Raw genomic sequence first — 24,001 nt, forward strand, 5'->3', positions numbered from 1 at the left:
GATGTAACCCGACCGCAAGAACGTACAAGCGCTTGAACGCGGCACGTCCTATCCTCGCTATCAACGGAGGAGACTTTGAACTCAACGCATCAAGGCCATCAAGGCCATCGGGCCCATCAGCCGCGTAACCTCGCCGAATTCGGCGCAGGCGCACGCGATACCATTCCCATGATGATCGGCGCCGCGCCATTTGGCGTGATCTTCGGCACGCTCGCCGCCACCGGTCCGCTGCATGCGTGGTCGGTGCAGTTCATGTCGCTTGCGGTATTTGCCGGCTCGGCGCAGTTCATCGCGCTTGGGCTGATCGCCGGCCATGCGAGTTTTGCGGTGATCTGGGCAACCACGTTCATCGTCAACCTGCGTCACGTCCTGTACTCCGCAACGCTTGCGCCCTACGTCGCGCACTTGCCTGCGCGCTGGCGCTGGACGCTCGGCGCGTTCATGACCGATGAGGTATTTGCCGTCTCGTACGCGCATTATCAGCGTCGGGCACCGGGCGAAACCGGGCCGTATTACTTCCTCGGCTCGGGCGTTTCCATGTATGTGAACTGGCAGATATGGACCGTCGCCGGACTGCTGTTCGGTTCGGCGTTTCCGGGTCTCCAGTCGAAGGGGCTCGACTTCGCGATGGTCGCCACGTTCATTGCGATCATCGTGCCGCAGCTTGTTGCGTTGCGTTTTGTGGCAGCGGCGCTGGCGGCTGGCGTGTTGTCATTTGCGTGGAATGACTGGCCATACAAGCTCGGTTTGCTAGCGGCAGTCGTGGTGGCGGTGGCGGTGGGCATGCTGCTGTCGATGCGTGCAAAAGACTCCACCGGCTCCACGCGAAGCCCGGCACAACGTCCCGCGAAAATGGAGCGTGCCAAATGAAATACGCTCTTCTGATCCTGGGCATGGCGGTGATTACCTATGGCATCCGCTCTGCGGTTTTCGTGTTCGGTGAGCGCCTGAGTTTTCCGCCCATCGTGCGCATGGCGCTTGATTTCGTGCCGGTAACGGTGTTGACGGCGATCATTGTGCCAATGACGTTTGCGCCGCACGGCGGTGCTGCCGAGCTTACCTGGCGCAATTCGCAATTGATCGCGGCGGTGGTGGCCGTTGTCGTATGTGCGCTTACGCGCAAGCCCTTGCTGACCATTGCGGTCTCGCTGGCGGTGTTCTTTGGCTGGCAAATGATCGTTTAGATTTGCACGTCTGCCACGGAGGCGGATGTCCCCGTGGCAGACGTGAGCGGACAGCCTTCACGCAATCGTGCCGCGCCCCACGCTCACTTTCGATCCGCTCGCTGACCGACGACGCGCTCGCGCCTTCTTCATCCAGATCAGGAACCCGGTAGCGCTGAGCATGGCCACTACGACACCCAGGACGCTGACCAGGATCCTTCCCGTCAAGCCGATGATGCGGCCCGAATGCAGCGGAAACTGAGCCTGCATGAAGATGTCGCCGGCCGATCCCCGGCCCGGAATCTGAGTACCGATGGACTTGCCGGTCTGTGCGTTCCAGAAGAGCCACGCGTTGCCCAGACCCGCATCGCCGTGATCGTTGCCGGCCTCGAAATAACCCACACCATAAGCGTTCACCAAAGGCGAATACAGCAGGCCGCCCGGCGGCGCATTAATGCGGTCGTGGTGTGCCGCGACCCGCGCCATTTCAACGACCTGTTCCCGGCTCAAGGGCTGCTCAGTCGGACTGGCCGGCAACGCCAGCCCGGGGGCCGAGAAAGGTGTTGAGCCCAGCGTCGAGAACATCGAGACAATCGGACGCATGACAGGGTTCGTCAGGTTCATGGAGATCGAGGTGAGCGCGATCATCATCAGCAGGCCCCACACCCACACGCCGCCCGAGCGATGCAGGTCGAAGGTGAGCGCATAACCACCGCGCTTCACGCGGAACGCGAGCGACTTGCGCCAGCTTTTGATACTCGGAAACGAGAGCACGATCGCAATCAGGCTGTCGAACAACCATACGATCCCGACAATGCCCATCAGCCACATGCCGAGGTCAATACCGCCGCGTATCGACAGTATTGGCAGATGCAACGAGTAGTGCAGCTTGTAGATGAACGGGATCAACTCAAGCCGTGAGACTGAGACAGCGCCCCATTCGCGACGCGCCTGGATCTCGCCGGTGGCGGGATCGACGGCAAGCTGGTTGAAGTTGATTTCGTAGGGCAGGCCCGTTGCCGGATTGGTGCGAGGCGTCACGCCCATCTGCAGCGTATGGCCCGGCTCGGCCACGAGCGGCAGGTACGTGACCTGCACGCGCGGATCGGCGGCTTCAATCCGGTTCGCCAGTTCCAGCGGAGACCATGCAGGCAGCGTAGGCAACGCAGACGCAGACGACTTCGCCACGAAGAACTCCGGGTTCAACGCGGCATCCAGTTCGTGATCCCACGCGATGATCGCACCCGTCAAACCCGACATGAACAGGAACAGCGCAATCCCAAGGCCGAACCAACGGTGCAACCGCACCAGCCACGATCTCATGCTCGACGTGCGGTAATGGGCGCGCTACGGGATGTGCGAAAAATTACTGCTGCCTGCTTCATCGAAGTCATCTGCCATAAATGGGAATCATTCGCATTTTAGTGGCTAGGCGGGATCGTTGCAAGTATTCCGAAAGAATGTCGGGCGGGATAGCGGCCGCGAAGGGCCGATTGGATTGAGCGTTGGGGCTTTGCGCTGCATGAAGGCAGGAGCAGGTGCTGCGCAGAACCGGGCTGACTCTTGAATCAGCCCGGCCTTTAATGCACTTAGTCTTCGATCGGCGATAACGCCTCAAGCGGCATCTTCTTCTCGTGCCCCAATGTGATCGTAGGGAGGAAGAGGAGAAACCCGACGACGAAAATCGCGATCACGAAAATCGACAGGAATGTCAGATGAAGCGACTGATGCAGCACTTGGCGGATTGCATCGCTGCTGCCGAGGTTCGTCACCTGATTCTGAAGCAGGGCCCTCAACTGATCTGACGTAACCGCCGCAGCGCCGTTCGAATGACTGAGACCGAAGTTGAGCACGGCGCCGAACAAGGTCGCGCCGATCGTGCTGCCGAGATTACGCGAGAACAGATTCGATGCAGTCGCGCTGCCGCGCTGCGCAACATCCACTATCTCCTGGATCAGCACGAGCGAACTGACGCTCGACGTTCCCATGCCGAAGCCCATGATGAGCGAACCAAATGCCGCGATGAGCGGCGAGCTTTCCGGCGACAGCACGATCAGGAACACCGCACCGGCCGGAATAAACGCACTGCCGCCAATCAGGATGCGCCGCAGCCCGATCCGATGAAACGACTTCGCGGCCAGCGTCGCGCCAACGGGCCATCCGACCATCATCATGGTCAATGCAAGACCCGCGATCACCGGCGAGCGATGCAGGACGCCCTGCACGTACATCGGCAGGAACGTGGTTGCGCCCATCAAAATCATGCCGGACAAGACGGTCGATCCATTGCACGCTGCGATCGGCCGGCGGCTCCACAGTGCGAACGAGATCATGGGTTCGGTTGCCCGTTTCTCCTGCATCAGGAAGAACAGCAGGCACACGATAAAGAACCCGCCCGCGATCAATGCCTTCGTGACGTCGTCATTGCCGGCATACGTCAGCGACATCATCAGCGCGGCGATCGACACCATGAAAAGCGCCGCCCCCGCGAAGTCGATGGACGGTCGTGCATGCCGCTCGGATTCCTTCAGGAACGCGATGAACCCGGCCGCCGACGCGAGGCCGATCGGCACGTTCATCCAGAAGATCCAGGCCCACGAGAAATCGTGGATGATGAGCCCGCCGACCATTGGTCCGACCACCGCCGATATGGCCCATACACTCGCCAGATAACCTTGCACCTTGCCGCGTTCGCGCGCGGGGTAGAGGTCGGCGACAATCGTCAGCGTGACCGGCTGGATCGCGCCCGCGCCCACTCCCTGGATCAGACGGAACACGATCATGGCGGGCATCGACCAGGCGAAACCGGCGAGGATGGAGCCGATCAGAAAGATCGCGATACCGGCAAGAACGACGGGCTTGCGGCCATACAGGTCCGCGAGCTTGCCGAAGATGACCGTCATGGCGGTCTGCGTCAGTAGGAACGACGAGAAGACCCAGCTATAGAGATGCAGGTCGCCAAGCTGCGAGACGATCTGCGGCATGGCGGTGGAAACGATGGTGGCTTCGATGGCGACCATTGCCATTGAAGCCATGACCGCTGCAATGACAAGACGACGCGACGATTGCGGGCTGCGGGACATGGAGATTGGAGTAATGAGGTAATGAGGGGCGCGGACAAAGTCGCAGGGTCTTGGCGCTGCGACGCGTGAGTCGGTCGCAGCGACGCGACCATCGAAGAGTATGCACCTTGATGGAAATGTTCGCTGAACCCCGGCCGCGCTTAAATCTGCCTGAGCGGCTGTGCGGGCAGCCCCTAAGACGTCTTCGTTAGCGACGCGGAATTGTTGAATGACTATGTAATGCCTCGTTAATCATGCGCTTTTGTTCGCCAGGGATGTTGTGACACACTTGGACGTTCTAAGCGAATGCTTTCATTTCATTTCGTTCATTCATTCGCTTAAGGCAATATTTTTTTAATCGAGGACCGCCAATGACATCCACGCCCGTTCCAGCCAACCCGGATTCACCCGCCATGCGCCTTGCGGCGCTTGGACTCGTGCCGCCGAAAGTGCCTGTGCCTCGCGGCGCGTTCAAGCCGTTCTCGCGTTCGGGCTCGCTGATCTTCCTCGCGGGACAGATTTGCGAATGGGAAGGCGAGGTGCGATACGTCGGTCCTGTCGGTGCACAGCACGACCTTGAAACGGGGCAACGGGCAGCGCAAATTTGCGGGCTCAACCTGCTTGCAGCGCTTCACCTCGCACTCGATGGCGACCTTGACCGCGTGGTCAGTTGTCATCGGATGGGCGGCTTCGTGTATTGCACGCCGGGTTATCCTGACGCGCCAAAAGTCATCAACGGTGCCTCCGATCTCATGTTCGCGGTGTTCGGCGAACGAGGCCGGCACGCCCGGACTGCGGTGGGTGTTGCCACGCTTCCAGCGGGAGCGTCGGTGGAAGTAGACGCGATCTTTGAAGTCCGCTGATTGTCTTTTCTGTTTCCGGGAGTTCCAGTGCTCGATAGCTTGTTGGTCACCAACGTCCGTCTGCCGGACAGCGCCCTCGTGGATATTGCTGTCAGAGGTGGACGGATAGAAGAAATTGGCCCGAACCTGCAGCGCGGCGCTGACGTGATGCGCGAAAACGGCCGGGGCGCGCTGGTCCTGCCGGGGTTTGTCGAAGGCCATACGCATCTCGACAAAACGAACTGGGGCATGCCGTGGTATCGCAACGATGTGGGCCCGAGGCTCATCGACAGGATCGAGAACGAACGAGCGTGGCGCGCGAGCACGGGGCACGACGCGGGTGCGCAATCGCTCGCACTTGCGCGGGCTTTTCTCGCAGCGGGAACGACGCGGCTTAGAACGCATGTGGATATAGACACGGACGCCGGGCTCAGGCATTTGCGTGGCGTGCTGGCGACGCGTGAAACGCTGGCCGATGTCATGGAGATACAGGTCGTGGCGTTTCCCCAGTCGGGCATGCTGCGCCGTCCAGGGACCGACGCGCTGCTAAACGATGCATTAAAGGCGGGAGCCGACGTGCTCGGTGCATTGGACCCTGCGCTTATCGACCAGGACCCGGTCACCTCGCTCGACACCACGTTCGAGATTGCGAACCGCCTTCAGAAGCCTGTCGATATCCATCTTCACGAACCCGGCGAGATAGGCGCGTTCACCTTCAATCTGCTGCTCGACCGCGTCAAGGCGTTAGGCATGCAGGGGTGCGTTGTCGTCAGTCACGCGTTTTGCCTGGGGCAGTTGCCGGATCGAGAGCGCGATGCATTGTTGGCGAGGATCGCGGATCTCGACGTCGCGCTGTTGACGACGGCGCCGCCATCCGTGCCCGTCCCTTCCATGCGCGCTTGCATCGAGGCAGGCGTAACGTTGTTTGCGGGAAACGACGGAATACGCGATACATGGACGCCTTTCGGCAAGCCCGACATGCTCGAGCGGGCCATGTTCGTTGGCATGCGCTACGACCTTCGACGCGATGAAGATCTCGCGCTTGCGTTTGACTGCGTCAGTACGCTGGGTGCGTGGGCCTGCGGGTTCGAGGACTATGGATTGCACGAAGGCGCGCGGGCCGATCTTGTTTTGGTAGACGCTGAAACAGTCGCTCAAGCGGTTGTTTCTCGACCGGTTCGCAAGCTCGTGGTTGCCCGCGGCAGGATCGTCGCGCGTGATGGGATTGCATCCTTATGAAACTGATTGCCGAGCGTCTTTATCTCAGAGATCTGGAACCGTCCGATGTCGACGCAGTGCACGAATATGCCGGCTCGATCGATGTCGTGTTGCATCAGGAATGGGGGCCCAACACGATCGAGCAGACGGGAGAATATATAGCAGCCTGTGTGCTGGGGAATTCGTTGCCCGACAGAAGAACCGTGGAACTGGCAGCGGTGCTCAACGATGGCAGCCTGATAGGCAGCTACCGGGCAAGTTTGTCGGAAGACGGTGCCGAGGCGGAGATCGGCTATTCACTTAGTCCCCGCTATTGGCACAAGGGCTACGCTACCGAAGCGGCGAAGCGGTTGGTCGACTACCTGGTGAGCGAGCGGAACGTGCGAGAAATCTTTGCGACCAGCCGGCCGGAGAATGTCGCGTCCATTCATGTGCTTGAGAAACTCGGGATGCAGCAGGTGGATTTTTATCGCAAGAACGTGCTGATCAGAGGCGAGTGGCGCGACACGCTGGTATTTTCGATGAAAGTCTAATGAATGTTATGTGGCAGACCGCTAAGGCAATGTGAACCGCTTGCCGCTGCGCCCGGCGATATCCCCTTTCGCGTTGACACCGTTCGGTGTGTTCCATACTTCAGAATTCCTCCAGACGGCCGATATGCACACAACGGCGCGTACATCCTGATGCGCTGGGTCATGAACTGTGCTTCGCATCGGAGAGTAGATTGGACCGTCTCAGTTTGAACACCAAATTATGGCTGGCGCTGCTTATTACCTGGCTCGGACTCTTGTTCCTCGGCGGATGGGCCGCGTGGCAGTCGCGCGAAACCATGACCGCGGAGCGCAAGACTGGCGTCGAAAACGTGGTCGAGTCAGCGTACGGGATTGTTGCTGACTACGCCAGCCAGGTAGACAGCCATCAACTGACGCTGGAGCAGGCTCAGGAGCAGGCCAAGGCGAAGCTCGCCGCCATGCGTTTCTCCGGAAACGGCTACATGATCATTACGACCGCGCGCCCGGTGGTCATCATGCATCCGGTGCTGGCCGATCTGCGCATGAAGGACGTGACCGACTACAAGGATACGAACGGCAAGCGTTTGTTCGTGGAAATGGTCAAGGTCGCTCAGGCAAACGGACAGGGTTTCGTGCCGTACATGGCACGCTTCCCGGGCAAATCGGAACAGGTGCCGAAGATCAGTTTTGTCAAACGGTTCGCGCCGTGGGACTGGTACCTGATCTCGGGCGTCTACGTGAACGATATCAACGACGCGTTCAAGGCCAACCTGCTGCAATACCTGATCGTGATCCTGTTGATTGGAGGCGTTAGCTCGGCGGCGCTGGTGTTGATCATCCGTAACGTGAAGCACAGCCTGGGTGGCGAACCGGCGTATGCCGCCACCGTTGCAGAGGGCATTGCGAACGGCGACCTGTCGCACGAAGTCGCGCTGAGCGCAACGGACGCTGGGAGCATGTTGTCCGCCATGCAACGCATGCAGCAACGGCTCGCCGATACCGTCCGGCGCATTCGGGGCGGGACTGAAACCATTACCGTTGCCGCCCAGCAGATCGCGGCGGGCAACCACGATCTCTCTGCACGCACCGAGCAGCAGGCGTCGTCGATCAGCGAAACCGCGGCGAGCATGGAGCAGCTTACCGCGACCGTGAAGCAGAACGCGGAGAATGCGCATCAGGCGAACAAGATGGCCGCGAATGCATCGCTGATCGCAAGCGAAGGCGGGACGGCGGTGCAGCAGGTCGTATTGACGATGCAAAGCATTGCGGCCAGTTCCACGCGCGTGGTCGACATCATCTCCGTGATCGAAGGCATCGCTTTCCAGACCAATATTCTTGCGCTTAACGCGGCCGTCGAGGCGGCGCGCGCGGGCGAGGAAGGGCGCGGTTTTGCGGTAGTGGCGGGCGAAGTGCGCAATCTCGCACGTCGCAGCGCGGACGCGGCCAAGGAGATCAAGAGCCTGATAGAAGAGTCCACGGGCAAGGTCGATGACGGCAAGGCGCTGGTCGAGCGCGCCGGCACGACCATGCACTCGCTGGTTCAAGCCGTGCAGCGCGTGACGGATATCATCGGCGAAATTTCAGTGGCGTCCGAGGAGCAGAGCCGCGGTATCGAGCAGGTGAATATCGCCATTGCTCAAATGGACGAAACGACCCAGCAAAATGCCGCGATGGTCGAACAAGCGACGGCCGCGGCTCAGTCGATGCAGGAGCAGGCCCAGATGCTGCGCGACACCGTCAACGTGTTCCGGTTGGCGAGCGTGTGAGAGGCGGCGCGTGCCTTGGAAGCGGATCCTTGGCGCTGCGATTATCAGACGTTCGCCCGCTTGGCTTAGGCTCAAGCTCAGCGGACTGAGGTCAATGTCGGTCACGCGTTATCTGGCTCGATCACCCACGATCCTTACCGGAGCATTGGCTTCGAACTTGGCGCGATGCGTCGAAAAGAATGTGCGTACATTGCGGATGTTCGAAGAGGTCTTGAACAGGCGGCGCGCGAGTTCGTCATATTCCGGCATGTCGACGACTTCGGCCACGACCAGAAAGTCCGGCCCGGGCGACACGCGATAACACTGGGTCACCACCGCTTCCTCGCAGATATACGTTTCGAAAGCGTCCAGATCCTCGGCTGCTTGCCGGTCGAGACTCACCTCAATAATCGCGGTTAATGTTGGCCCGATTTTGGCGTAATCGAGAATGGCCACTTCGCGCTGGATGACCCCGGCTTCCTTGAGTTTGCTCACCCGACGCAAGCACGTAGGCGGTGATGCATGCGCGCGGGCGGCGAGCTCGACGTTGGAGACAGACGAGTCTCTTTGCAGGATGGCGAGGATTCGAAGGTCGAGTTCATCCAGATAAATTCCAGGCACTTTGGGCTCCGCTTTGAGCGCTAAGGGTGGTCACTCGCGCTTAGCTTAGCGTGAAATAAAATTTCATCAAGTATTCTGGTTGATTAAAAACTTCAAACATTCTACTAATATGAAATTAAATTGCATGGAGTCAACCTTAATATTCCTGCATCGGTTCCAAAGGGGAGCCGCCTAAGGAACAACGTCATGTGTGGAATTGTCGGTGCGGTCGCGCAACGCAACATCCTGCCTAACCTGGTCGATGGACTTAAGCGCCTCGAATATCGCGGCTACGATTCGTGCGGTGTCGCGTTATATCAGGCGGGGAAATTGGTGCGGGCCCGTAGCGTCGATCGCGTTGCGCATTTGCAAGACGTGATCTCCAGCGAGGCTTTGTCCGGTTATACGGGGATTGCTCATACGCGTTGGGCGACGCACGGCAAGCCGGTTACCGCGAATGCGCATCCGCATTTTTCACCGAACGCAGAAGCGCCGCGAATAGCGCTTTCACACAACGGGATCATTGAAAATCACGACGAGTTGCGCGCGGAGCTTGAAGAAAGTGGCTACGTCTTCGCCAGTCAGACCGACAGCGAGGTTATCGCGCATCTGATCGATCATTTGTATAACGGTGACCTGTTCGAGGCCGTCAAGGAAGCGGTTACTCAACTGCGTGGGAGCTATGCCATTGCCGTGCTGTGCCGCGACGAGCCGCATCGGGTCGTCGGCGCGCGCGATGGCATGCCGTTGGTGGTTGGCATCGGTGACGGCGAGAACTTTCTGGCGTCGGACGCTATCGCGTTGTCGAACGTCACCGATCAGATTGCCTACCTGGAGAACGGCGATGTAGTCGATATCCAGCTTCACCGGCATCGGGTAGAAAACGCCGGTGGCCGCCGTGTCGAGCGCCGTGTGCATACCGTCGCGGCGCATAGCGGGGCGGCTGACCTGGGGCTTTATCGCTATTACATGCAGAAGGAAATTTTCGAGCAGCCGCAAGCGGTTGCCGACACGCTTCAGGATGTCACATCGATCATGCCGGAGTTATTCGGCGACAACGCCTGGCGCGTGCTGAATTCCGTTGATTCCGTGTTGCTTCTCGCGTGTGGCGGAAGTTATCACGCGGCGCTGACCGCCAAGTACTGGATAGAAAGCCTGGCACAGTTGCCGGTGAGCGTAGAGATCGCAAGTGAATACCGGTATCGCGAAAGCGTGCCGAATCCGAAGACACTGGTTGTCGCGGTGTCGCAAAGTGGAGAGACGGCGGATGTCCTGGGTGCTGTGCAAGTCGCGAGGCAGCAGGGCATGCTGAATACGCTCGCAATCTGCAATGTGCCGACCAGCGCATTGGCGCGTGAATGCGCACTGACTTTTTTCACGCGAGCGGGGATAGAGATTGGCGTGGCATCGACGAAGGCCTTCACCACGCAACTAGTCGCGTTGTTCCTGCTGGCGTTGACGCTGGCTCAGGCGCGTCAGCGGTTATCCGAACAGGATGAGCAGACCCATCTTCGTGCGCTTCGCCATCTTCCGGACGCGATGACCAAAGTGCTTGCGCTGGAGCCGCAGATCATGGATTGGGCGGAGCAACTTACGCGAAGGCAGAACATCCTGTTTCTTGGGCGCGGCATGCATTATCCGGTCGCGCTGGAGGGCGCCCTCAAGATGAAAGAGATCTCGTACATTCATGCCGAAGCGTACCCAGCCGGCGAGTTGAAACATGGTCCCCTTGCGCTGGTTAGCGACGAGATGCCAGTTGTGGCCGTCGCGCCTAATGACCGGCTGCTCGAAAAGCTCAAGTCGAATATGCATGAGGTGAGTGCGCGTAGCGGCAAGCTATTTGTATTCGCCGATGCCGACTGTGGCATCTCTCCGAGTCCCGGTATTGAAGTGATTCGGCTTACTGAATACTTCGGTTTGCTATCGCCTATCTTGCACACTATTCCAATGCAACTGCTGGCGTTCCACGCGGCGCTCGCACGGGGAACGGATATCGATAAGCCGCGGAATCTGGCCAAGTCGGTGACGGTTGAGTGAGGGGGCATGGGTTGGTGGGCTCTCGCGAAGGACCGTGACAGAAAGCGCCCCGAGCACAATACCCTTGTCCGCCAGCATCACGATGAGTTCTGTGCGCCGCCGCAGGTTGAAGTGGTCGCTGAACTTGACGAGGTCGAACGAGCGCTCAAAGGCTGTGAATGACATGCTCATCGGGGTGAACCTCCGCGACCGGCTCAGTCTTTTCGCGGGTGAGCGCACAGGCAATCGCGTGCAACGCTATGCCGCCGAAAGTCGCGGTGCCAATACCGCCTAACGAGAAGCCAAAGAACTTGAGCGTGAAATCGCCCGTGCCGAGGATGAAAATCGTTGCGCCTACGATGAGGTTGCGACTGGACGACAGGTCGACGTGATGGTTAATCCAGATGCGCACGCCGGCGACCGCGATCAGGCCGAAGACCACAACCGATACACCGCCCATGATAGCTGCAGGAATGGTCAGGATGAGCGCCCCGAACTTCGGTGAAAAGCCCAGCAGGATGGCAACCAGTGCCGCGACGACAAAAGTGAGCGACGAGTAGATCTTGGTCACCGCCATGACGCCGATGTTCTCCGCGTAGGTGGTCACACCTGTACCGCCTACGGCGCCAGAGAGCATCGTTGCCAACCCATCGCCGAGAAAAGCGCGTCCCGCGTAGCTATCGAGGTTGCGCCCCGTAATGGCGCCGACCGCCTTTACGTGGCCAAGGTTCTCCGCAACAAGAATGATCGCGATCGGCGCCATCATCAATGCTGCGTGCGACGAGAATGTCGGTGACGAGAATTTTGGCAAGCCGATCCAGGCTGCGTTGGCGACAACCGAGAAGTCGATTTGCCTGCCAAAGCCGAGTCCATTGGTCACGATCGCGTACAGCACGTAGGCGGCAAACACGCCGAGCAGCAGCATCAGACGTTGTGACAGGCCTTTCGCGCGCACCGCCACGGCAGTGATGAGCACAATGGTCACAAGCGCGAACAGACCGTCAAAGAGGTTCGTACTTATTCCTTTAACCGCGACGCCCGCGAGATTCAGCCCCAGCACGGACACTACCGCGCCGGTGACGACCGGTGGCATGACCCGCTCGATCCAGCGGGTTCCGACGGCCATGACAAGCAGGCCGATGAGCGAATAGAGAATGCCGCAGACAATAATGCCGCCGAGGGCGACAGGTAGAGAAGGGTTGATGCCGTGACCGGCGTATCCGGTTACGGCGACTACCGACCCGATGAATGCGAAGCTGGAACCCAGATAGCTCGGCACGCGGCCGCCCACGATCACGAAGAACAGCAACGTGCCGACGCCGGACATGAGGATCGCCACGTTCGGGTCAAATCCCATGATGAGCGGCGCAATCACTGTCGCGCCGAACATGGCCACGACGTGCTGCATACCCATCGCAATGGTTTGTCCCCAGGGCAATCGTTCATCGGGCGCGATCGGTTGGTCCGGATGACGGTTGACAGGAACATCCCAGTGCGGGAAATAGTCTCTTAGCATCACGTACTCCGGTATCGGAAGGGGGCACTGGCCGAATCGCTTTTCGAATGCTCGGCAGCCTGGGGTTGGCAGTCAGTGAGTCCACTCTAAGAAGTCAAATATCTGCGTACAACCGCGTGGGATATCGACTTCCCGCCACAATTCACTTCGCCCATTTAATCTTCATATGAATCGTGAGATTGCGCCCTATGCGAGAGCGGGCGCGCACCGGCAAAGGGCGTGCGTCCCATCAAATCATTCGACGCGGTGCATGGAGGAGGCGGCGCATCGCGTCGGGGAGTACACGAGCGAAACGCACCAGGGATTTCTCGAATATGATGGCTCGTTCACAGCGCAAAAGTACGTTGGAGCGGCCAATGAATGGACAGTGGCAAAAGCCGAGGCTCGTGGAGTCGGCGTCGCGGGACGTCAGTCTGACACCGGAATTTCCACAGCTATCGCTGGCGGAGACGCTTGATAACGGCCTTGTGGTCGGCTGGCACTCTCACGACTTCGCCCAGGTGTTATGCTCATCCAAAGGTGTCGTAGCGCTGCTCGTTCGCGACTGGCTAAGCGTAGTGCCGGAAGGTTTTGCGGCACTTGTGCCGGCCGGGGTCGTGCATACGGTGGTGGCTAACACGACCACTACCCTCAGCACCATTTGCGTAAGGCAACCCGAGAGCACGCCGGGCGAGCCGGCACATGCCGTCCACCCGAAAATTTGCCGGCTGGGTCGGGACGCATTGATGGCCGAGGGTGATCTGGCGGCCCGGGTACTTTCATCGTTCGAGGCGCCGGGGCGGGATGAGGTCCACTCGCCGGAGGACGCGTTGCTGGGCTATTTGTCCGGCGTTCCGATTCCGGGTGATCGACGCGCCAGACCCATCGCGTTCCGTCTCATCAATGCGTTACACGACCAGCGTACGCTCAAGGAGTGGGGTGAGCAGTTTGGCGCGAGCGAGCGCACGCTGTCGCGAATTTTCCATGATGAAGTCGGCATGAGCTTCCGGCAGTGGCGCACTCGCGTGCAACTGGCGGAAACCATCGCACTTCTTCTGTCCGGGCGGTCGGTGAAAACGGCTTCGTGTTCCGCGGGCTACAGCAGCCCGTCGGCATTCATCGCGGCATTCCGGGCGGTAACGGGCGAATCGCCGCTGAAGTATCTGAACAGCAGCATTTGGTAACGTTCGACACTCGAACTCGTTCTCAGATGTCGAGCGTGACGCACCCTGAGTTCGCGCGGGACACGCACACGGCCATCTTCGTCCGGCGCTCACCGGGAGAGAGGCAATAGTCGTTGTGAGCGATGACCCCATCGCGGTAGCCCACCACACAGGTCCCGCATGACCCTGATTCGCACGAGGAAGGGACGTCGACTGCGTGTTGCCTTAGCACTTCCAGAACGGTGCGGCCGGCGGCCACCTCGAGGATCTGCCCGGACGATGCGATTCTGACCGAGAAGGCTCTGGCGCCGTCATCCACGCCCGACGCGGAAAACGCTTCGTAGTGGAAGTTCTTGAGCGGCAAGCGGGTGGGCTTCGACTGCAGCGCCTTCATCAATCCCTCTGGTCCGCAGCAGTAGACATGCGTGTCCGAATCGAGCCCTTCCAGAACGGCGTCGAGATCGATGCCTCGTTGAGGCGCGCCACCATCGAAATGAAAGCGTACCTCGCGTGCCTTCAGCTCGCCGAGCTGCTCAACGAAGGCGGCTTCTTTCTCCGAGCGCGCGCAGTAATGCAGGAGGAACCTCGCGCCCGTCGCACGGAAGTGCTGGATCATCGACAGGAACGGGGTAATGCCGATACCCCCGCCGATCATAAGATGGAACCCTGCGCCTTCCTCTATGGGAAAGGTGTTGATGGGCTCGGACACCTTCAATGTGTCACCCGCCTTCAGATTTGTGTGTAGCCACTTCGATGCGCCGCGGCTCGATGGCGAGAGTCCCACTCCTATCCGGTAGGCCCTGCCGTCTGAGTTCTCGCAGAGCGAGTACGCGCGCTCAAGCCCGTTGGGTAACTTCACCTTGACGTGAGCGCCCGGCGTGGAGGGAAGAAGCCGTTTTCCGGACTCGGCCACGAGTTCGAAGGAACGCACCGTAGCGCTTTCGAGCGTGACGCTCTTTACCGTCACCGTTGTCCAGCGTTCGTCGGTTGAAAGAGATTCGATGGCGCTCGTCTCTTCGTCGATCAGGCGCGAATTCCACTCTTCGACTTCCATCGATTCAAGCCGCTTTCTCAACAATGCGCGCATGTCCGGCGCCAATTCTTCGACTTCAACGAGCTCGGCGATAGCGGGCAAGTTCTGTGTATCGGAGTACAGAATGTCCTGCACACGGGAGACAGTCCACTGTGGGTGCGGGCGCTCTACGACGCGCATCTGATCACCCGCGCACACCTCACCTGTCCGAAGAACCCGGTAATACCAGCCTGTTCGGTGCGACTCCTGGGTGCGGCGCGACATGCTCGTCTGTTGAAAACGATGATTGAGTTTGAAGCATGGTTGGCGAGGCTGCGCGACCTGCAGAACGACGGACCCGACCTCCACGACGTCGCCGATGCACATGTTCATTTCGTCGAAGCCGTCAGCCACGAGGTTCTCGCCGAATCCGCCAGGGTTGAATAGGTGCGCACTGCCGGGCAGCTCTTTTCTCCATGCATCGTAGTGGTGCCGCGCGTACTGCAGCACCGCCTTATGCGGGCCGCCGTGAATGACCGCTTCGCCCTGTTCGTCGCCCTCAATCCGGACATCGGAGACACGGACCGGTCCTTGACAGACCGATTTCTCGATGCCGGTCATGATGGTGGTTTGCGCAAGGCGCTTGACCTTGCCGATGCGAATTTCTTCGAGCGTGGTCTCTTGGATAACGGTGTCGATTGCGTCCAGATTCATCATCTTTCCAGGGGATGTGAGAGGCAGCGCGGCGGCGCTTGCTCCATCCTTTCAATCTATCCGATGGAAAACCCTCTGGGCGGTTTGCGGATGTTGAGTTTCGGACATTCTGGCAAGCCGCGCGAATGCAGCCACTCAAGCCGCTTCGATTGCTTGTCCGCCGGACGGTAGTCCGGGTGCGAGCATTTCCGGGAGTGGCGAGGGCGTCGCGCCTGTTCCCATCGACACGCTTTTGACAACGTCAATGAACGCGCGCAGCGCTGCGGGCATGCGGGTACGGCTCGGGTGATAGAGGTAAAACCCCGGGAAGAACGGAGACCATTCTTGCAGCAAAGGGACAAGACGTCCCGACGTCAGTTGCGCCCCCATCCAGTCTTCGGTCCACACCGTGATGCCGAGTCCATCAATGGCGGCCTGAAGCGCGACCGCACAGTCGTTGACGATCAACGTGCCTTTGACTGACACGTCAAACCACTGCCCGTCCTTTGCAAATTCCCAGTTGTAGACGCTGGTCTGCCCTGCTCGGCGCCAGTTAATGCACCGATGGTTGTGCAGGTCGTGAGGCGTTTGCGGCACGCCATGCTTTTCCAGATACTCAGGGGAGGCAACTGCAATCTGGCGCAGATCGGGACCCACGCGCACCGCCACCATGTCCTGGTCGACGTGCTCGCCGAGCCGGATACCCGCGTCAAAACCGCGCGCAACGATATCCCCCAGGCTCTCGTCACTCGTCAGGTCGAGCACGACGTCGGGATACTCCTCCTGAAACACACCGAGCATTGGCTGCAGCAGGTGAATGATCGCCATTTGCGGCGCGCATACGCGAAGCGTCCCCGACGGTTTCCCTTTTTTCTCGGCCGCATCTTCAAGTGCGGCATCGAATTCGGCGAGAAGGGGCTGCATGCGCGCAAGCAGTTGGGCTCCGGCTTCAGTGAGGCTGGTGCTACGTGTCGTGCGATTAAAAAGGCGCACGCCAAGCCGCTCCTCAAAACCACGAATAGTCTGACTCAGTGCAGAAGGTGACACCGCCATCTGTCCCGCAGCGCGGGCGAACGAACCCTGTTCGGCGACCGATACGAAGGCCCGTACATCGGCGAAATCGCTTCCTCGCATTATGTATCCCCAGCTTCACAGAGTATGAAAATTATAGGTGATTGTTAGGGGCGGCGCGCGCAACTACATTTGACGAACTCGCCGATGCAGCGCTCTTCGTGATCGGCAACGGCTTTACCACCGGTACGGTGTTGCAAATCGATGGCGGCGCCAACGCCTGAAGCAGGACCTTTCCTGAATCTCCTCGCCCGTCCGACGACGGGCAGCTTTCCAACCATTCCCGATCATTCGCTGGAACCGAACAATGTCACTCGATAATTACCCGCCGACCGCATGGGAACACCTTCGCTCGATCGTCAAGCCGCTCGAACCGGTCGACGATAAACAACGCGTCCTGATCAAGGGCGGTGCAATCGTCAGCATGGACAAGGAAGTGGGCGACCTCGCGCTTGGCGACATCCTGATTGAGGGCGACCGCATTGCCGCAATCGCACCATCGATCGACGCCGATGGCGCTGAAATCATCGACGCCACCGACATGATCGTCATGCCCGGTTTCGTCGATTCGCATCGTCACGCGTGGGAAGGGCAGTTGCGCCGTATCGACCCGAACTCGCCGACCCTGATGGACTACCTGAGGTCGACGCACTTCTCCTTCGCGACGCACTACCGTCCGGAAGACATGTACGTCGGCAACCTCATCACGGCGCTAGGTGCAATCGACTCCGGCATCACCACCATGGTCGACAACTCCCACAATGCCCGAAGCCCGGCGCACTCGGATGCCTCAGTCGATGCGCTCGAAGACGCCGGCATCCGCGCGGTCTACGCACCGGGCAAGCCGCTCGCGGGGGAATGGGCGCACCACTGGCCGCAAGACCTCGGGCGGCTGAAGCAGGAACGCTTCGATTCAGACGACCGGCTCGTCACGATGGCCATGATGTCGCAGTGGGATCGCGAAACGTGGGCGGCGGCGCGCGCGGTGGGGCTGCGCATCATCACTGAGTTCCTTGGCGAAGACATGGGCAAGCTGCTGCCGGGTCTCCAGGAAGAAGGGCTTCTCGGGCCGGACAATATTTTCAATCACTGCACGGGCCTTTCCGATGAGCAGTGGGAAATCCTGCGTGAGGCCGGTGTGAACGTCGACGTCTGCCCGCGCTCGGATGCGCAATACGGTCTGGAAGAAGGGCTGTGTGTGTACCAGCGCGCGATCGACCACGGCATTGCGCCGGCCATCAGTATCGACGTTGAAGCCTCGTACGGCGGAGACATGTTTGCCGAGATGCGCGCCGCCTACTTCATGCAGCGTGCGCACGCACAGAATCGTCGTTATCGGGGCGATGAAACGGCGCCGGCGGCAGTGTCGGTACGTAGCATCCTCGAGACGGCAACCATCAACGGCGCACGCGTGGCTGGCCTCGATGAAAAAACGGGTTCTCTGACCCCGGGCAAGAAGGCTGACATCGTGCTTATCCGCGCCGACGACCTGAACCTGTACCCGTCGAACAATGCGATCGGCACCATCGTTCACGCCGCGGAACGCAGCAACGTGGATACGGTGATTGTGGGCGGCCGCGTTCGGAAGTCGGGCGGCAAGCTGCTCGGCCTCGATTTCCCGGCACTCAAGCAGGCAACGGAAGCTTCTCGTGCGCATCTGTTTGCTGGCGTCGGTTACATTCCCGACCCGTTCGCGGACGCGTCACCGAAAGTCGCGCAGGCCTGAGACTAACCAAAATGGGTGTGACATGAACCTGATATTTCTGCTCATCGCATTCTGCGCCGGCTCGGCCATTTCGATTCAGGCTGCAGTCAACAGCCAACTCGCGGGTGGTCTTGGCGGCAACGTTGTGGCCGCGGCCCTCGTGTCGTTCTCAATTGGCACGGTGGCGCTCGCGGCAATTGCGCTTGGCAAAGGCGGTCTGTCGGCTGCGATCGTGAGCCTGCCGTCGCAACCAGTCTGGCGCTTCGGCGGTGGTCTGCTCGGCGCGGCCGCCATCTTCTGCACCGTACTGCTCGCGCCACGCATTGGTCTGGCCAACATGCTGGCGCTGGTGATTGCCGGGCAACTGCTGTCGTCGCTTGCGATCGATCACTTCGGCCTGGTCGGCGTGATGACCCGTCAGGTGTCAGGTATCAAGCTTGCCGGCGCGCTGGTGATGCTGACAGGGGTCTGTCTGACGCTCTTCGGCAACTCGCTGGTTCAGGCGCTGACGAAACACAGCTAAGTGCGTATCCAATTCAATCGATCTAGAGGTATCCGATGAAAGACAATCAGCATCCAGAACCCGGCAGCCGGTATGCGCGCGGCAGCGCGATTTTCGAAGAAGCACTTGGCATTCCGGCGGACGCTTTCGCCAGGAGTCTCGCCGATGTGGCACCGCGTTTCACACGCTACGTGATGGAGTGGGAGTTTGCGGACATGGTGGGGGAGTCGTCGCTCGACGCCCGTACGCGAGAAATAGTGGCGATCACCTCGTTGGCGACGCTCGGTGCGACGGGTGCAGCGGTGTTGAAGCTTCGCATCGCTTCGGCGCTCAAAGCGGGCGTGACACGGGAAGCCATCATCGACATTTTTATCCAGCTCGGCATCACCGCCGGCTTCCCGATTGCACTCGCCGCGATTCACGCAGCTCAGGAACAATTTTCGGCCGCTGACGCCGCGTGACGATCGCGGGTGGTCTTCCGCGTTCTCCACTTCACTTAAAAATGCAATGAACCAATAGCGCGCGGGCGAGGACCGATGGATCTCGCCTGCTGTACGGACATTCCTGTGAATTCGTCATCCTAACTAACGTTACAAACCATTTTTTAAGACTGCTGTTTGGCAGTAACACGCATGACTACGCTCAAGAAACGTATCCTCGTCGGTCTGGTCGCGCTTGCGGCGGCACTCTCACAGTCCGCCATCGCGACCGAAGGCGGCGGCGACAACATTGGGCAGGGCTCGGAGGGATTCTTTGCGGGCATGTTGCCTGAGCCGGGCTGGTATGGCGTGCTGTACACCAACTACTATCACGCAAGCCGGTTCAATGACAGCCATGGTAAATCTTCGATCCCGGGCTTTAACTTCTCGGCCGAAGTTCTTGCCGCGCGTCTCTTCTACATGTCGAACCTGAAGATTGCGGGTGGCCGGGTAGGGGCTTTTGCCATTGGCAATGTTGCGTCGCTGCAAAGCAGTTCGGCATCTGGCAAGGACCATCGCAACGGCGTGGGCGACGTCACGGTGGGCTCGACTGTCGGCTGGGACGTCGGCGCGTTTCACCCGCTGGTCGCGGTCGACATCGTGCTGCCCGTCGGCGGCTATGACATGGCACGCGGCCTGAACACCGGCGGCAACTACTACTCGTTCCGCCCGATCGTCGCTTTCACTTATCTGCCAACAAACGGTCTGGAAGTGTCGGCGAAGATCACGTACACGTTCAACGTACGCAATGCGGCTACTGATTACCGGTCGGGGCAGATTTTCCACTTCGACTATTCAGTGAGCTATCCGGTCGCGAAAGACCTGCGTCTTGGCGTGAACGGGTACTACGTGAACCAAACCACGGACGACTATCAGCACGGCATGCCTGTCGACGGAGACGGGTTTCGCGGCCGCGTGGCTGCCATCGGACCGGCTGCGCATTATCAGTTCGGCAAGGTTGGCCTCGACCTGAAGGTGCTGAAGGAATTTGCCGCGCGCAATCGTACGGAGGGCACGAGCGTCTGGGCAAAGGTCGTTGTGCCATTTTGAAGCCCAATGTCCAGCGTTCAAGGGCTGGCTCGTAAGCCGCGGTCGGAAGCTCTCGGGAACGACACGGACAGATGATTCACGCATCGGCCGAAGCCTTTCCAATCTCGCTGAGCAGCGCCTCCTGGCATTTGAGCAACTGAGCGGCGAGCATTTCGCGCTTAAGGCCGAACCGCGCGCTTGGCACGACCACCGAGACGGCGTAGCGGCCAAGAATGGTGTCGATCGCGACTGCTATCGACGAGATGCCAGGTTCGGTCTCGTCTTCCTGGTACGCATAGCCCGCACTGCGCACCTTTCGAAGTTCTTTTGTCAACGCGGTGGCTGAGTGCAACGTGCGGGGCGTTACGCGCTCGTAGGTGTCTCCCATGAGCTCAAGCACTTCTTCATCGGGGTTCAGCGCAAGCAGAGCCTTTCCACCGCATGTGCTGTGAAGCGGCAGGCTTGCGCCCACGCGCGGCACAACGCGTAGCTCTTGCTCGGAGACGACGACATGCACGAACGCAAGCTCGCGCCCGCTCATGCGCGTGAGCGCCACCGTCTCGGCGACCTCGTCGCACAGCGCCTGCATATGCGGAGTAACGACCGCAACGACGTCGGTATGCAGCTTCCCCACAAGGCGCAGCAAGGAAGGGCCGAGGCGCACGCCGTCCGCGCGATCGGATCGCACAAGGCCTTCGGTCCCGAGCGCGTTGACGATGCGCTGCACCGTCGAACGGGGCAGTTCGACTACTTTGGCTATCTCGCCCAGGCTCATGCCGCCCGGGGAAGCGCCAAGGGCATCCAGGATTCTCGCGGCGCGGCCAATGACCTGAATGCCGTTTCCGCGTTCGTCGTCGCCGTTCTGTTGTTGCTTTTCGTTCATGGTCGGTCGCTTTTCGGTGAGTCTGGAGTTTAACGCGTCTGTACGATCGTGCGTCACAAAATATCCACAATGCGATACAACGGATCGTATGGTAGACTTCGCGCTTATTTTGAATATGTACCGTAATACGAGTTGAAGTACCGTATGGTGAGCATTAGCATGCGTCCAGCGGTGAGCGTTCTTTCAGTTGGAGCACGAGATGACCTCGACACAATCCATAGCCGTAGGCGGACCGCCGCCCGCACCATCGGTACCCACACCTTTTAACGGGCGGCTCATTGTCGGCCTTCTGGGCGTGCTGATTGCCGCGCTGGCCTCGGGCCTGAATAACCGCGTGACGGATATCGCGCTGAATGACGTTCGGGGTGTACTCGGCATGGGGTTTGACGAAGGCACGTGGGTGCGCGCGGCCTATGCCGCAGCGGAAGTGGCTGCAATGATGGTGTCCGCGTGGTGCGCCGTGACGTTCTCACTGCGCCGCTTCGCGGTGGCCGTGGTGCTGCTCTTCGCACTGCTTGGCGCGGTGTTTCCTTTCGTGCAGGGCTTTAGCGCCATCATCGCGCTGCGAATCGCCCAAGGGTTGCTCGGCGGCGCGCTGCCGCCGCTCCTGATGACGGTGGCGCTTCGGTTCCTGCCACCGCCAATCAAGCTTTACGGGCTGAGCGCGTACGCATTGACCGCGACGTTCGGCCCCAACCTCGCGGTACCGCTCGTCGCACTCTGGACGGGGCCTGTGGGCTGGCAATTCGTGTACTGGCAAATCATCCCGCCTTGCCTGATTGCGGCGGCGATGATTGCCTACGGTCTTCCGCAGGACCCGCTGCGCCTCGAGCGCTTCCGGCAATTCGACTGGGTGGGCGTGCTGACCGGATGCGGTGGCATGGCGGCGCTGGTTATAGGTCTGGAGCAGGGTGAGCGGCTGGACTGGTTCAACTCGCCGCTCATTTGCGTGCTGCTCGGCTCAGCGGCCGTTTCGCTCGTGGTCTTCTGCATTAACGAGTGGCATCACCCGTTGCCCTTATTCAAACTGCAAATCCTCGCGCGCCGCAATTTCTCGCATGGCCTGCTGGCGCTCGGAGGCTTGCTGACAGTCTTCATGTCGGGTTCGATGCTGCCTTCGCTCTACCTCGGGCAGGTGCAGGACTTCAAGCCACTGGAGATTGGACCGCTCGCGCTAAGCATTGCGATTCCGCAGTTGCTCGCGGCGCCGGCCGCTGCCGCGCTGTGCAATCTCCGCTGGCTGGATAGCCGGTTCGTCATGGCAACCGGTCTCGCGTTACTGGTGGCGTCGTGTTTCGCGGGCTCGTTTCTAACGTCCGACTGGGGACGCGATAACTTTTACCTGTTGCAGGCGATGCAGGCGCTGGGCCAACCGCTTGCCGTCCTTCCTATCCTGATGGGCGCCACCGGCGTCGTGCAGCCGATGGAAGGACCGTTTGCCTCGGCGATGTTCAACACGGTGCGTGGTCTTAGCACCGCGGTCGGCGCGACCGTCATCGAGGTATTCATCGCTCATCGTGAGCGCTTCCACTGGACCATGCTGCTCGATCGTGCGGGCAATCTCGCCGGGCGTTTGCCGCAGACCGCGGTAGGCACTCGACTTGGCTCCCAGGTGCACGAGCAGGTCGTCGTGCTGAGTCTCGCCGACGCCTACCTGCTGATTATGGGCATCGCACTCGCGCTGGTCATTCTGTTGATGGTTCTACCCGTTCGCGCTTTGCCTCCTCAATCCGTTTTCATACAGCCCTCGAAGTAAGGTGTTTCGATGAACAAGAAATTTCTCCGTGCTGCCGGCGTTGCGGTGGCAGTACTCGCCGTCGCGGGTGCCGTATTCGCGATGACCGGCCGCGGCCAGTCGGGCGAACAGTCGACCGACGACGCCTACGTCTCTGCCGACTACACGCTGGTCGCCCCCAAGGTCTCGGGCCAGATTGCCAAGGTGCTGGTCGAGGATAACCAGCGCGTTATGGCGGGCGCCACCCTTGCGCGCATTGACGACCGCGACTTTCAGACCGGTCTTCAGACGGCACGGGCCGAACTGGTTGCCATCAACGCACGGCTGGCCAACATCGACGCGCAGCTTGCGAAGCAAGATGCAGTCATCGCGCAGGCGAAGGCTTCGATTGCGGCGGACGATGCGGCTATCACCTTCGCGCAGCAGAACGCCGGGCGCTATCAGCGGCTGTCGAAGGACGGCGCCGGTACTATCGAGCAGCAGCAACAGGCCGAATTTACTTTGCGGCAGCAGTCCGCGATCCGGGCGCGGGACGCAGCAGCATCCGACGCGGCGCTAAAGGAACTGGGCGTGCTGAAGAGCCAGCGGGCAGAAACCGCAGCCACGGTGAAGCGCGCTGAGGCCGCCGTGGAACAGGCGCAACTGAACCTGTCATACACAACGATCACGGCGCCCGTCGATGGCATCGTCGGGCAGCGCTCGGTCCGCGTGGGCACCTATGTGAATGCGGGGACTACGCTCATGGCTGTCGTGCCCCTGCACAAGGCCTACGTGGTCGGCAACTACCGCGAAACGCAATTGACGCGTGTGCGCGTCGGAGAACGCGTCCGGATTACGGTGGATGCGTATCCCGACCTTCTATTGCAGGGCAGTGTCGAGAGCATCGCGCCGGCAACGGGACTCACGTTCTCGCCAGTCGCCCGCGACAACGCAACGGGCAACTTCACCAAGGTCGTTCAGCGCGTGCCCGTAAAGATAGCCCTGGACCACGACCAGCCGCAGGAAAACCTGCTTCTCGTCGGCATGTCGGTCGTCACGCACATCAATACCGGAAGTCCGGCGAAATCGGAGTAGCC

The 24,001-nt window shown here is 60.2% G+C and carries 21 protein-coding genes; 14 read left to right on the forward strand and 7 right to left on the reverse strand.

The window, feature by feature from the left end; all coding sequences use genetic code 11:
* The first annotated feature begins 168 nt into the window (after positions 1–168).
* Together ACSQ8V_RS32745 and ACSQ8V_RS32750 are read left to right on the forward strand one after the other, a co-directional pair.
* Positions 169–870, forward strand: a complete 702-nt coding sequence (locus ACSQ8V_RS32745) for an AzlC family ABC transporter permease (protein WP_436209228.1) — start codon at positions 169–171, stop codon at positions 868–870.
* On the forward strand, positions 867–1,184 hold the full coding sequence (locus ACSQ8V_RS32750) for an AzlD domain-containing protein (protein ID WP_213766208.1): 318 nt from the start codon (positions 867–869) through the stop codon (positions 1,182–1,184). The genes ACSQ8V_RS32745 and ACSQ8V_RS32750 overlap by 4 nt, the downstream gene beginning before the upstream one ends.
* A 57-nt stretch (positions 1,185–1,241) precedes the next feature.
* On the opposite strand, the gene ACSQ8V_RS32755 is transcribed toward ACSQ8V_RS32750, so the two are convergent.
* Both ACSQ8V_RS32755 and ACSQ8V_RS32760 read right to left on the reverse strand, forming a co-directional pair.
* Positions 1,242–2,486, reverse strand: a complete 1,245-nt coding sequence (locus tag ACSQ8V_RS32755) for a PepSY-associated TM helix domain-containing protein (protein WP_436208583.1) — start codon at positions 2,484–2,486, stop codon at positions 1,242–1,244.
* Between the two features lie 266 nt (positions 2,487–2,752).
* Positions 2,753–4,462 carry an MDR family MFS transporter gene (locus ACSQ8V_RS32760; RefSeq protein ID WP_436209229.1) on the reverse strand — a complete coding sequence of 570 codons (1,710 nt, stop codon included), beginning with the start codon at positions 4,460–4,462 and terminating at the stop codon, positions 2,753–2,755.
* A gap of 134 nt (positions 4,463–4,596) precedes the next feature.
* Here ACSQ8V_RS32760 and ACSQ8V_RS32765 point away from each other — a divergent pair, with 134 nt between their 5' ends.
* The 4 genes from ACSQ8V_RS32765 to ACSQ8V_RS32780 all read left to right on the forward strand — a co-directional run bounded on the left by ACSQ8V_RS32765 (position 4,597) and on the right by ACSQ8V_RS32780 (position 8,563).
* Positions 4,597–5,088: a RidA family protein gene (locus tag ACSQ8V_RS32765; RefSeq protein WP_436208584.1), complete on the forward strand. Its 492-nt coding sequence runs from the start codon at positions 4,597–4,599 to the stop codon at positions 5,086–5,088.
* Between the two features lie 27 nt (positions 5,089–5,115).
* Complete coding sequence (locus ACSQ8V_RS32770) at positions 5,116–6,306, forward strand: amidohydrolase family protein (RefSeq protein WP_436208585.1); 1,191 nt, start codon at positions 5,116–5,118, stop codon at positions 6,304–6,306.
* Positions 6,303–6,818: a GNAT family N-acetyltransferase gene (locus ACSQ8V_RS32775; protein WP_436208586.1), complete on the forward strand. Its 516-nt coding sequence runs from the start codon at positions 6,303–6,305 to the stop codon at positions 6,816–6,818. Before ACSQ8V_RS32770 ends, ACSQ8V_RS32775 begins: the two co-directional genes overlap by 4 nt.
* A gap of 191 nt (positions 6,819–7,009) precedes the next feature.
* On the forward strand, positions 7,010–8,563 hold the full coding sequence (locus tag ACSQ8V_RS32780; protein ID WP_436208587.1) for a methyl-accepting chemotaxis protein: 1,554 nt from the start codon (positions 7,010–7,012) through the stop codon (positions 8,561–8,563).
* Positions 8,564–8,671: 108 nt separating this feature from the next.
* Here ACSQ8V_RS32780 and ACSQ8V_RS32785 read toward each other — a convergent pair whose 3' ends face one another.
* Positions 8,672–9,163, reverse strand: a complete 492-nt coding sequence (locus tag ACSQ8V_RS32785) for an Lrp/AsnC family transcriptional regulator (protein ID WP_436208588.1) — start codon at positions 9,161–9,163, stop codon at positions 8,672–8,674.
* A 186-nt stretch (positions 9,164–9,349) separates the two neighbouring features.
* Between ACSQ8V_RS32785 and glmS the strand changes: the two genes are divergently transcribed.
* Complete coding sequence (gene glmS / locus ACSQ8V_RS32790) at positions 9,350–11,179, forward strand: glutamine--fructose-6-phosphate transaminase (isomerizing) (protein ID WP_436208589.1); 1,830 nt, start codon at positions 9,350–9,352, stop codon at positions 11,177–11,179.
* 145 nt (positions 11,180–11,324) lie between these two features.
* Here glmS and ACSQ8V_RS32795 read toward each other — a convergent pair whose 3' ends face one another.
* Complete coding sequence (locus tag ACSQ8V_RS32795; RefSeq protein ID WP_436208590.1) at positions 11,325–12,674, reverse strand: solute carrier family 23 protein; 1,350 nt, start codon at positions 12,672–12,674, stop codon at positions 11,325–11,327.
* Positions 12,675–13,030: 356 nt separating this feature from the next.
* Here ACSQ8V_RS32795 and ACSQ8V_RS32800 point away from each other — a divergent pair, with 356 nt between their 5' ends.
* Positions 13,031–13,837: an AraC family transcriptional regulator gene (locus ACSQ8V_RS32800; RefSeq protein WP_436208591.1), complete on the forward strand. Its 807-nt coding sequence runs from the start codon at positions 13,031–13,033 to the stop codon at positions 13,835–13,837.
* Positions 13,838–13,859: 22 nt separating this feature from the next.
* On the opposite strand, the gene ACSQ8V_RS32805 is transcribed toward ACSQ8V_RS32800, so the two are convergent.
* Positions 13,860–15,545, reverse strand: a complete 1,686-nt coding sequence (locus ACSQ8V_RS32805; RefSeq protein WP_436208592.1) for an MOSC domain-containing protein — start codon at positions 15,543–15,545, stop codon at positions 13,860–13,862.
* A 132-nt stretch (positions 15,546–15,677) separates the two neighbouring features.
* A complete protein-coding gene (locus ACSQ8V_RS32810; protein ID WP_436208593.1) occupies positions 15,678–16,655 on the reverse strand; it encodes a LysR substrate-binding domain-containing protein in 978 nt (325 codons plus the stop codon).
* A gap of 244 nt (positions 16,656–16,899) precedes the next feature.
* Here ACSQ8V_RS32810 and ACSQ8V_RS32815 point away from each other — a divergent pair, with 244 nt between their 5' ends.
* The 4 genes from ACSQ8V_RS32815 to ACSQ8V_RS32830 all read left to right on the forward strand — a co-directional run bounded on the left by ACSQ8V_RS32815 (position 16,900) and on the right by ACSQ8V_RS32830 (position 20,328).
* Positions 16,900–18,318, forward strand: coding sequence for an amidohydrolase family protein (locus tag ACSQ8V_RS32815; protein ID WP_436208594.1), 1,419 nt, complete (start codon positions 16,900–16,902; stop codon positions 18,316–18,318).
* A 22-nt stretch (positions 18,319–18,340) separates the two neighbouring features.
* Positions 18,341–18,820: a DMT family transporter gene (locus tag ACSQ8V_RS32820; RefSeq protein WP_436185940.1), complete on the forward strand. Its 480-nt coding sequence runs from the start codon at positions 18,341–18,343 to the stop codon at positions 18,818–18,820.
* A gap of 35 nt (positions 18,821–18,855) precedes the next feature.
* Positions 18,856–19,260 (forward strand): carboxymuconolactone decarboxylase family protein, encoded by a 405-nt coding sequence (locus ACSQ8V_RS32825; protein WP_436208595.1) that lies wholly within the window; start codon positions 18,856–18,858, stop codon positions 19,258–19,260.
* Positions 19,261–19,431: 171 nt separating this feature from the next.
* A complete protein-coding gene (locus ACSQ8V_RS32830) occupies positions 19,432–20,328 on the forward strand; it encodes a SphA family protein (protein ID WP_213766223.1) in 897 nt (298 codons plus the stop codon).
* A gap of 76 nt (positions 20,329–20,404) precedes the next feature.
* Here ACSQ8V_RS32830 and ACSQ8V_RS32835 read toward each other — a convergent pair whose 3' ends face one another.
* A complete protein-coding gene (locus ACSQ8V_RS32835; protein ID WP_436185943.1) occupies positions 20,405–21,190 on the reverse strand; it encodes an IclR family transcriptional regulator in 786 nt (261 codons plus the stop codon).
* Positions 21,191–21,389: 199 nt separating this feature from the next.
* On the opposite strand from ACSQ8V_RS32835, the gene ACSQ8V_RS32840 reads away from it, so the two are divergent.
* Together ACSQ8V_RS32840 and ACSQ8V_RS32845 are read left to right on the forward strand one after the other, a co-directional pair.
* Positions 21,390–22,946 (forward strand): MFS transporter, encoded by a 1,557-nt coding sequence (locus ACSQ8V_RS32840; RefSeq protein WP_436208596.1) that lies wholly within the window; start codon positions 21,390–21,392, stop codon positions 22,944–22,946.
* Positions 22,947–22,955: 9 nt separating this feature from the next.
* The gene (locus tag ACSQ8V_RS32845; RefSeq protein WP_436208597.1) at positions 22,956–23,999 is read left to right on the forward strand and encodes an HlyD family secretion protein; all 1,044 of its coding nucleotides are present in this window, start codon (positions 22,956–22,958) and stop codon (positions 23,997–23,999) included.
* Positions 24,000–24,001: the final 2 nt, after the last annotated feature.

This window comes from Caballeronia sp. LjRoot31, assembly GCF_964253885.1.
Taxonomy (GTDB): domain Bacteria; phylum Pseudomonadota; class Gammaproteobacteria; order Burkholderiales; family Burkholderiaceae; genus Caballeronia.

What these genes read in the sequence shown, in the direction of transcription:
- ACSQ8V_RS32745 (WP_436209228.1), top strand. Translation starts at nt 169, where the DNA reads ATGATGATCGGCGCCGCGCCATTTGGCGTGATCTTCGGCACGCTCGCC.
- ACSQ8V_RS32750 (WP_213766208.1), top strand. Translation starts at nt 867, where the DNA reads ATGAAATACGCTCTTCTGATCCTGGGCATGGCGGTGATTACCTATGGC.
- ACSQ8V_RS32755 (WP_436208583.1), bottom strand. Translation starts at nt 2,486, where the DNA reads ATGAGATCGTGGCTGGTGCGGTTGCACCGTTGGTTCGGCCTTGGGATT.
- ACSQ8V_RS32765 (WP_436208584.1), top strand. Translation starts at nt 4,597, where the DNA reads ATGACATCCACGCCCGTTCCAGCCAACCCGGATTCACCCGCCATGCGC.
- ACSQ8V_RS32775 (WP_436208586.1), top strand. Translation starts at nt 6,303, where the DNA reads ATGAAACTGATTGCCGAGCGTCTTTATCTCAGAGATCTGGAACCGTCC.
- glmS (WP_436208589.1), top strand. Translation starts at nt 9,350, where the DNA reads ATGTGTGGAATTGTCGGTGCGGTCGCGCAACGCAACATCCTGCCTAAC.
- ACSQ8V_RS32795 (WP_436208590.1), bottom strand. Translation starts at nt 12,674, where the DNA reads ATGCTAAGAGACTATTTCCCGCACTGGGATGTTCCTGTCAACCGTCAT.
- ACSQ8V_RS32800 (WP_436208591.1), top strand. Translation starts at nt 13,031, where the DNA reads ATGAATGGACAGTGGCAAAAGCCGAGGCTCGTGGAGTCGGCGTCGCGG.
- ACSQ8V_RS32805 (WP_436208592.1), bottom strand. Translation starts at nt 15,545, where the DNA reads ATGATGAATCTGGACGCAATCGACACCGTTATCCAAGAGACCACGCTC.
- ACSQ8V_RS32810 (WP_436208593.1), bottom strand. Translation starts at nt 16,655, where the DNA reads ATGCGAGGAAGCGATTTCGCCGATGTACGGGCCTTCGTATCGGTCGCC.
- ACSQ8V_RS32815 (WP_436208594.1), top strand. Translation starts at nt 16,900, where the DNA reads ATGTCACTCGATAATTACCCGCCGACCGCATGGGAACACCTTCGCTCG.
- ACSQ8V_RS32820 (WP_436185940.1), top strand. Translation starts at nt 18,341, where the DNA reads ATGAACCTGATATTTCTGCTCATCGCATTCTGCGCCGGCTCGGCCATT.
- ACSQ8V_RS32825 (WP_436208595.1), top strand. Translation starts at nt 18,856, where the DNA reads ATGAAAGACAATCAGCATCCAGAACCCGGCAGCCGGTATGCGCGCGGC.
- ACSQ8V_RS32830 (WP_213766223.1), top strand. Translation starts at nt 19,432, where the DNA reads ATGACTACGCTCAAGAAACGTATCCTCGTCGGTCTGGTCGCGCTTGCG.
- ACSQ8V_RS32835 (WP_436185943.1), bottom strand. Translation starts at nt 21,190, where the DNA reads ATGAACGAAAAGCAACAACAGAACGGCGACGACGAACGCGGAAACGGC.
- ACSQ8V_RS32840 (WP_436208596.1), top strand. Translation starts at nt 21,390, where the DNA reads ATGACCTCGACACAATCCATAGCCGTAGGCGGACCGCCGCCCGCACCA.
- ACSQ8V_RS32845 (WP_436208597.1), top strand. Translation starts at nt 22,956, where the DNA reads ATGAACAAGAAATTTCTCCGTGCTGCCGGCGTTGCGGTGGCAGTACTC.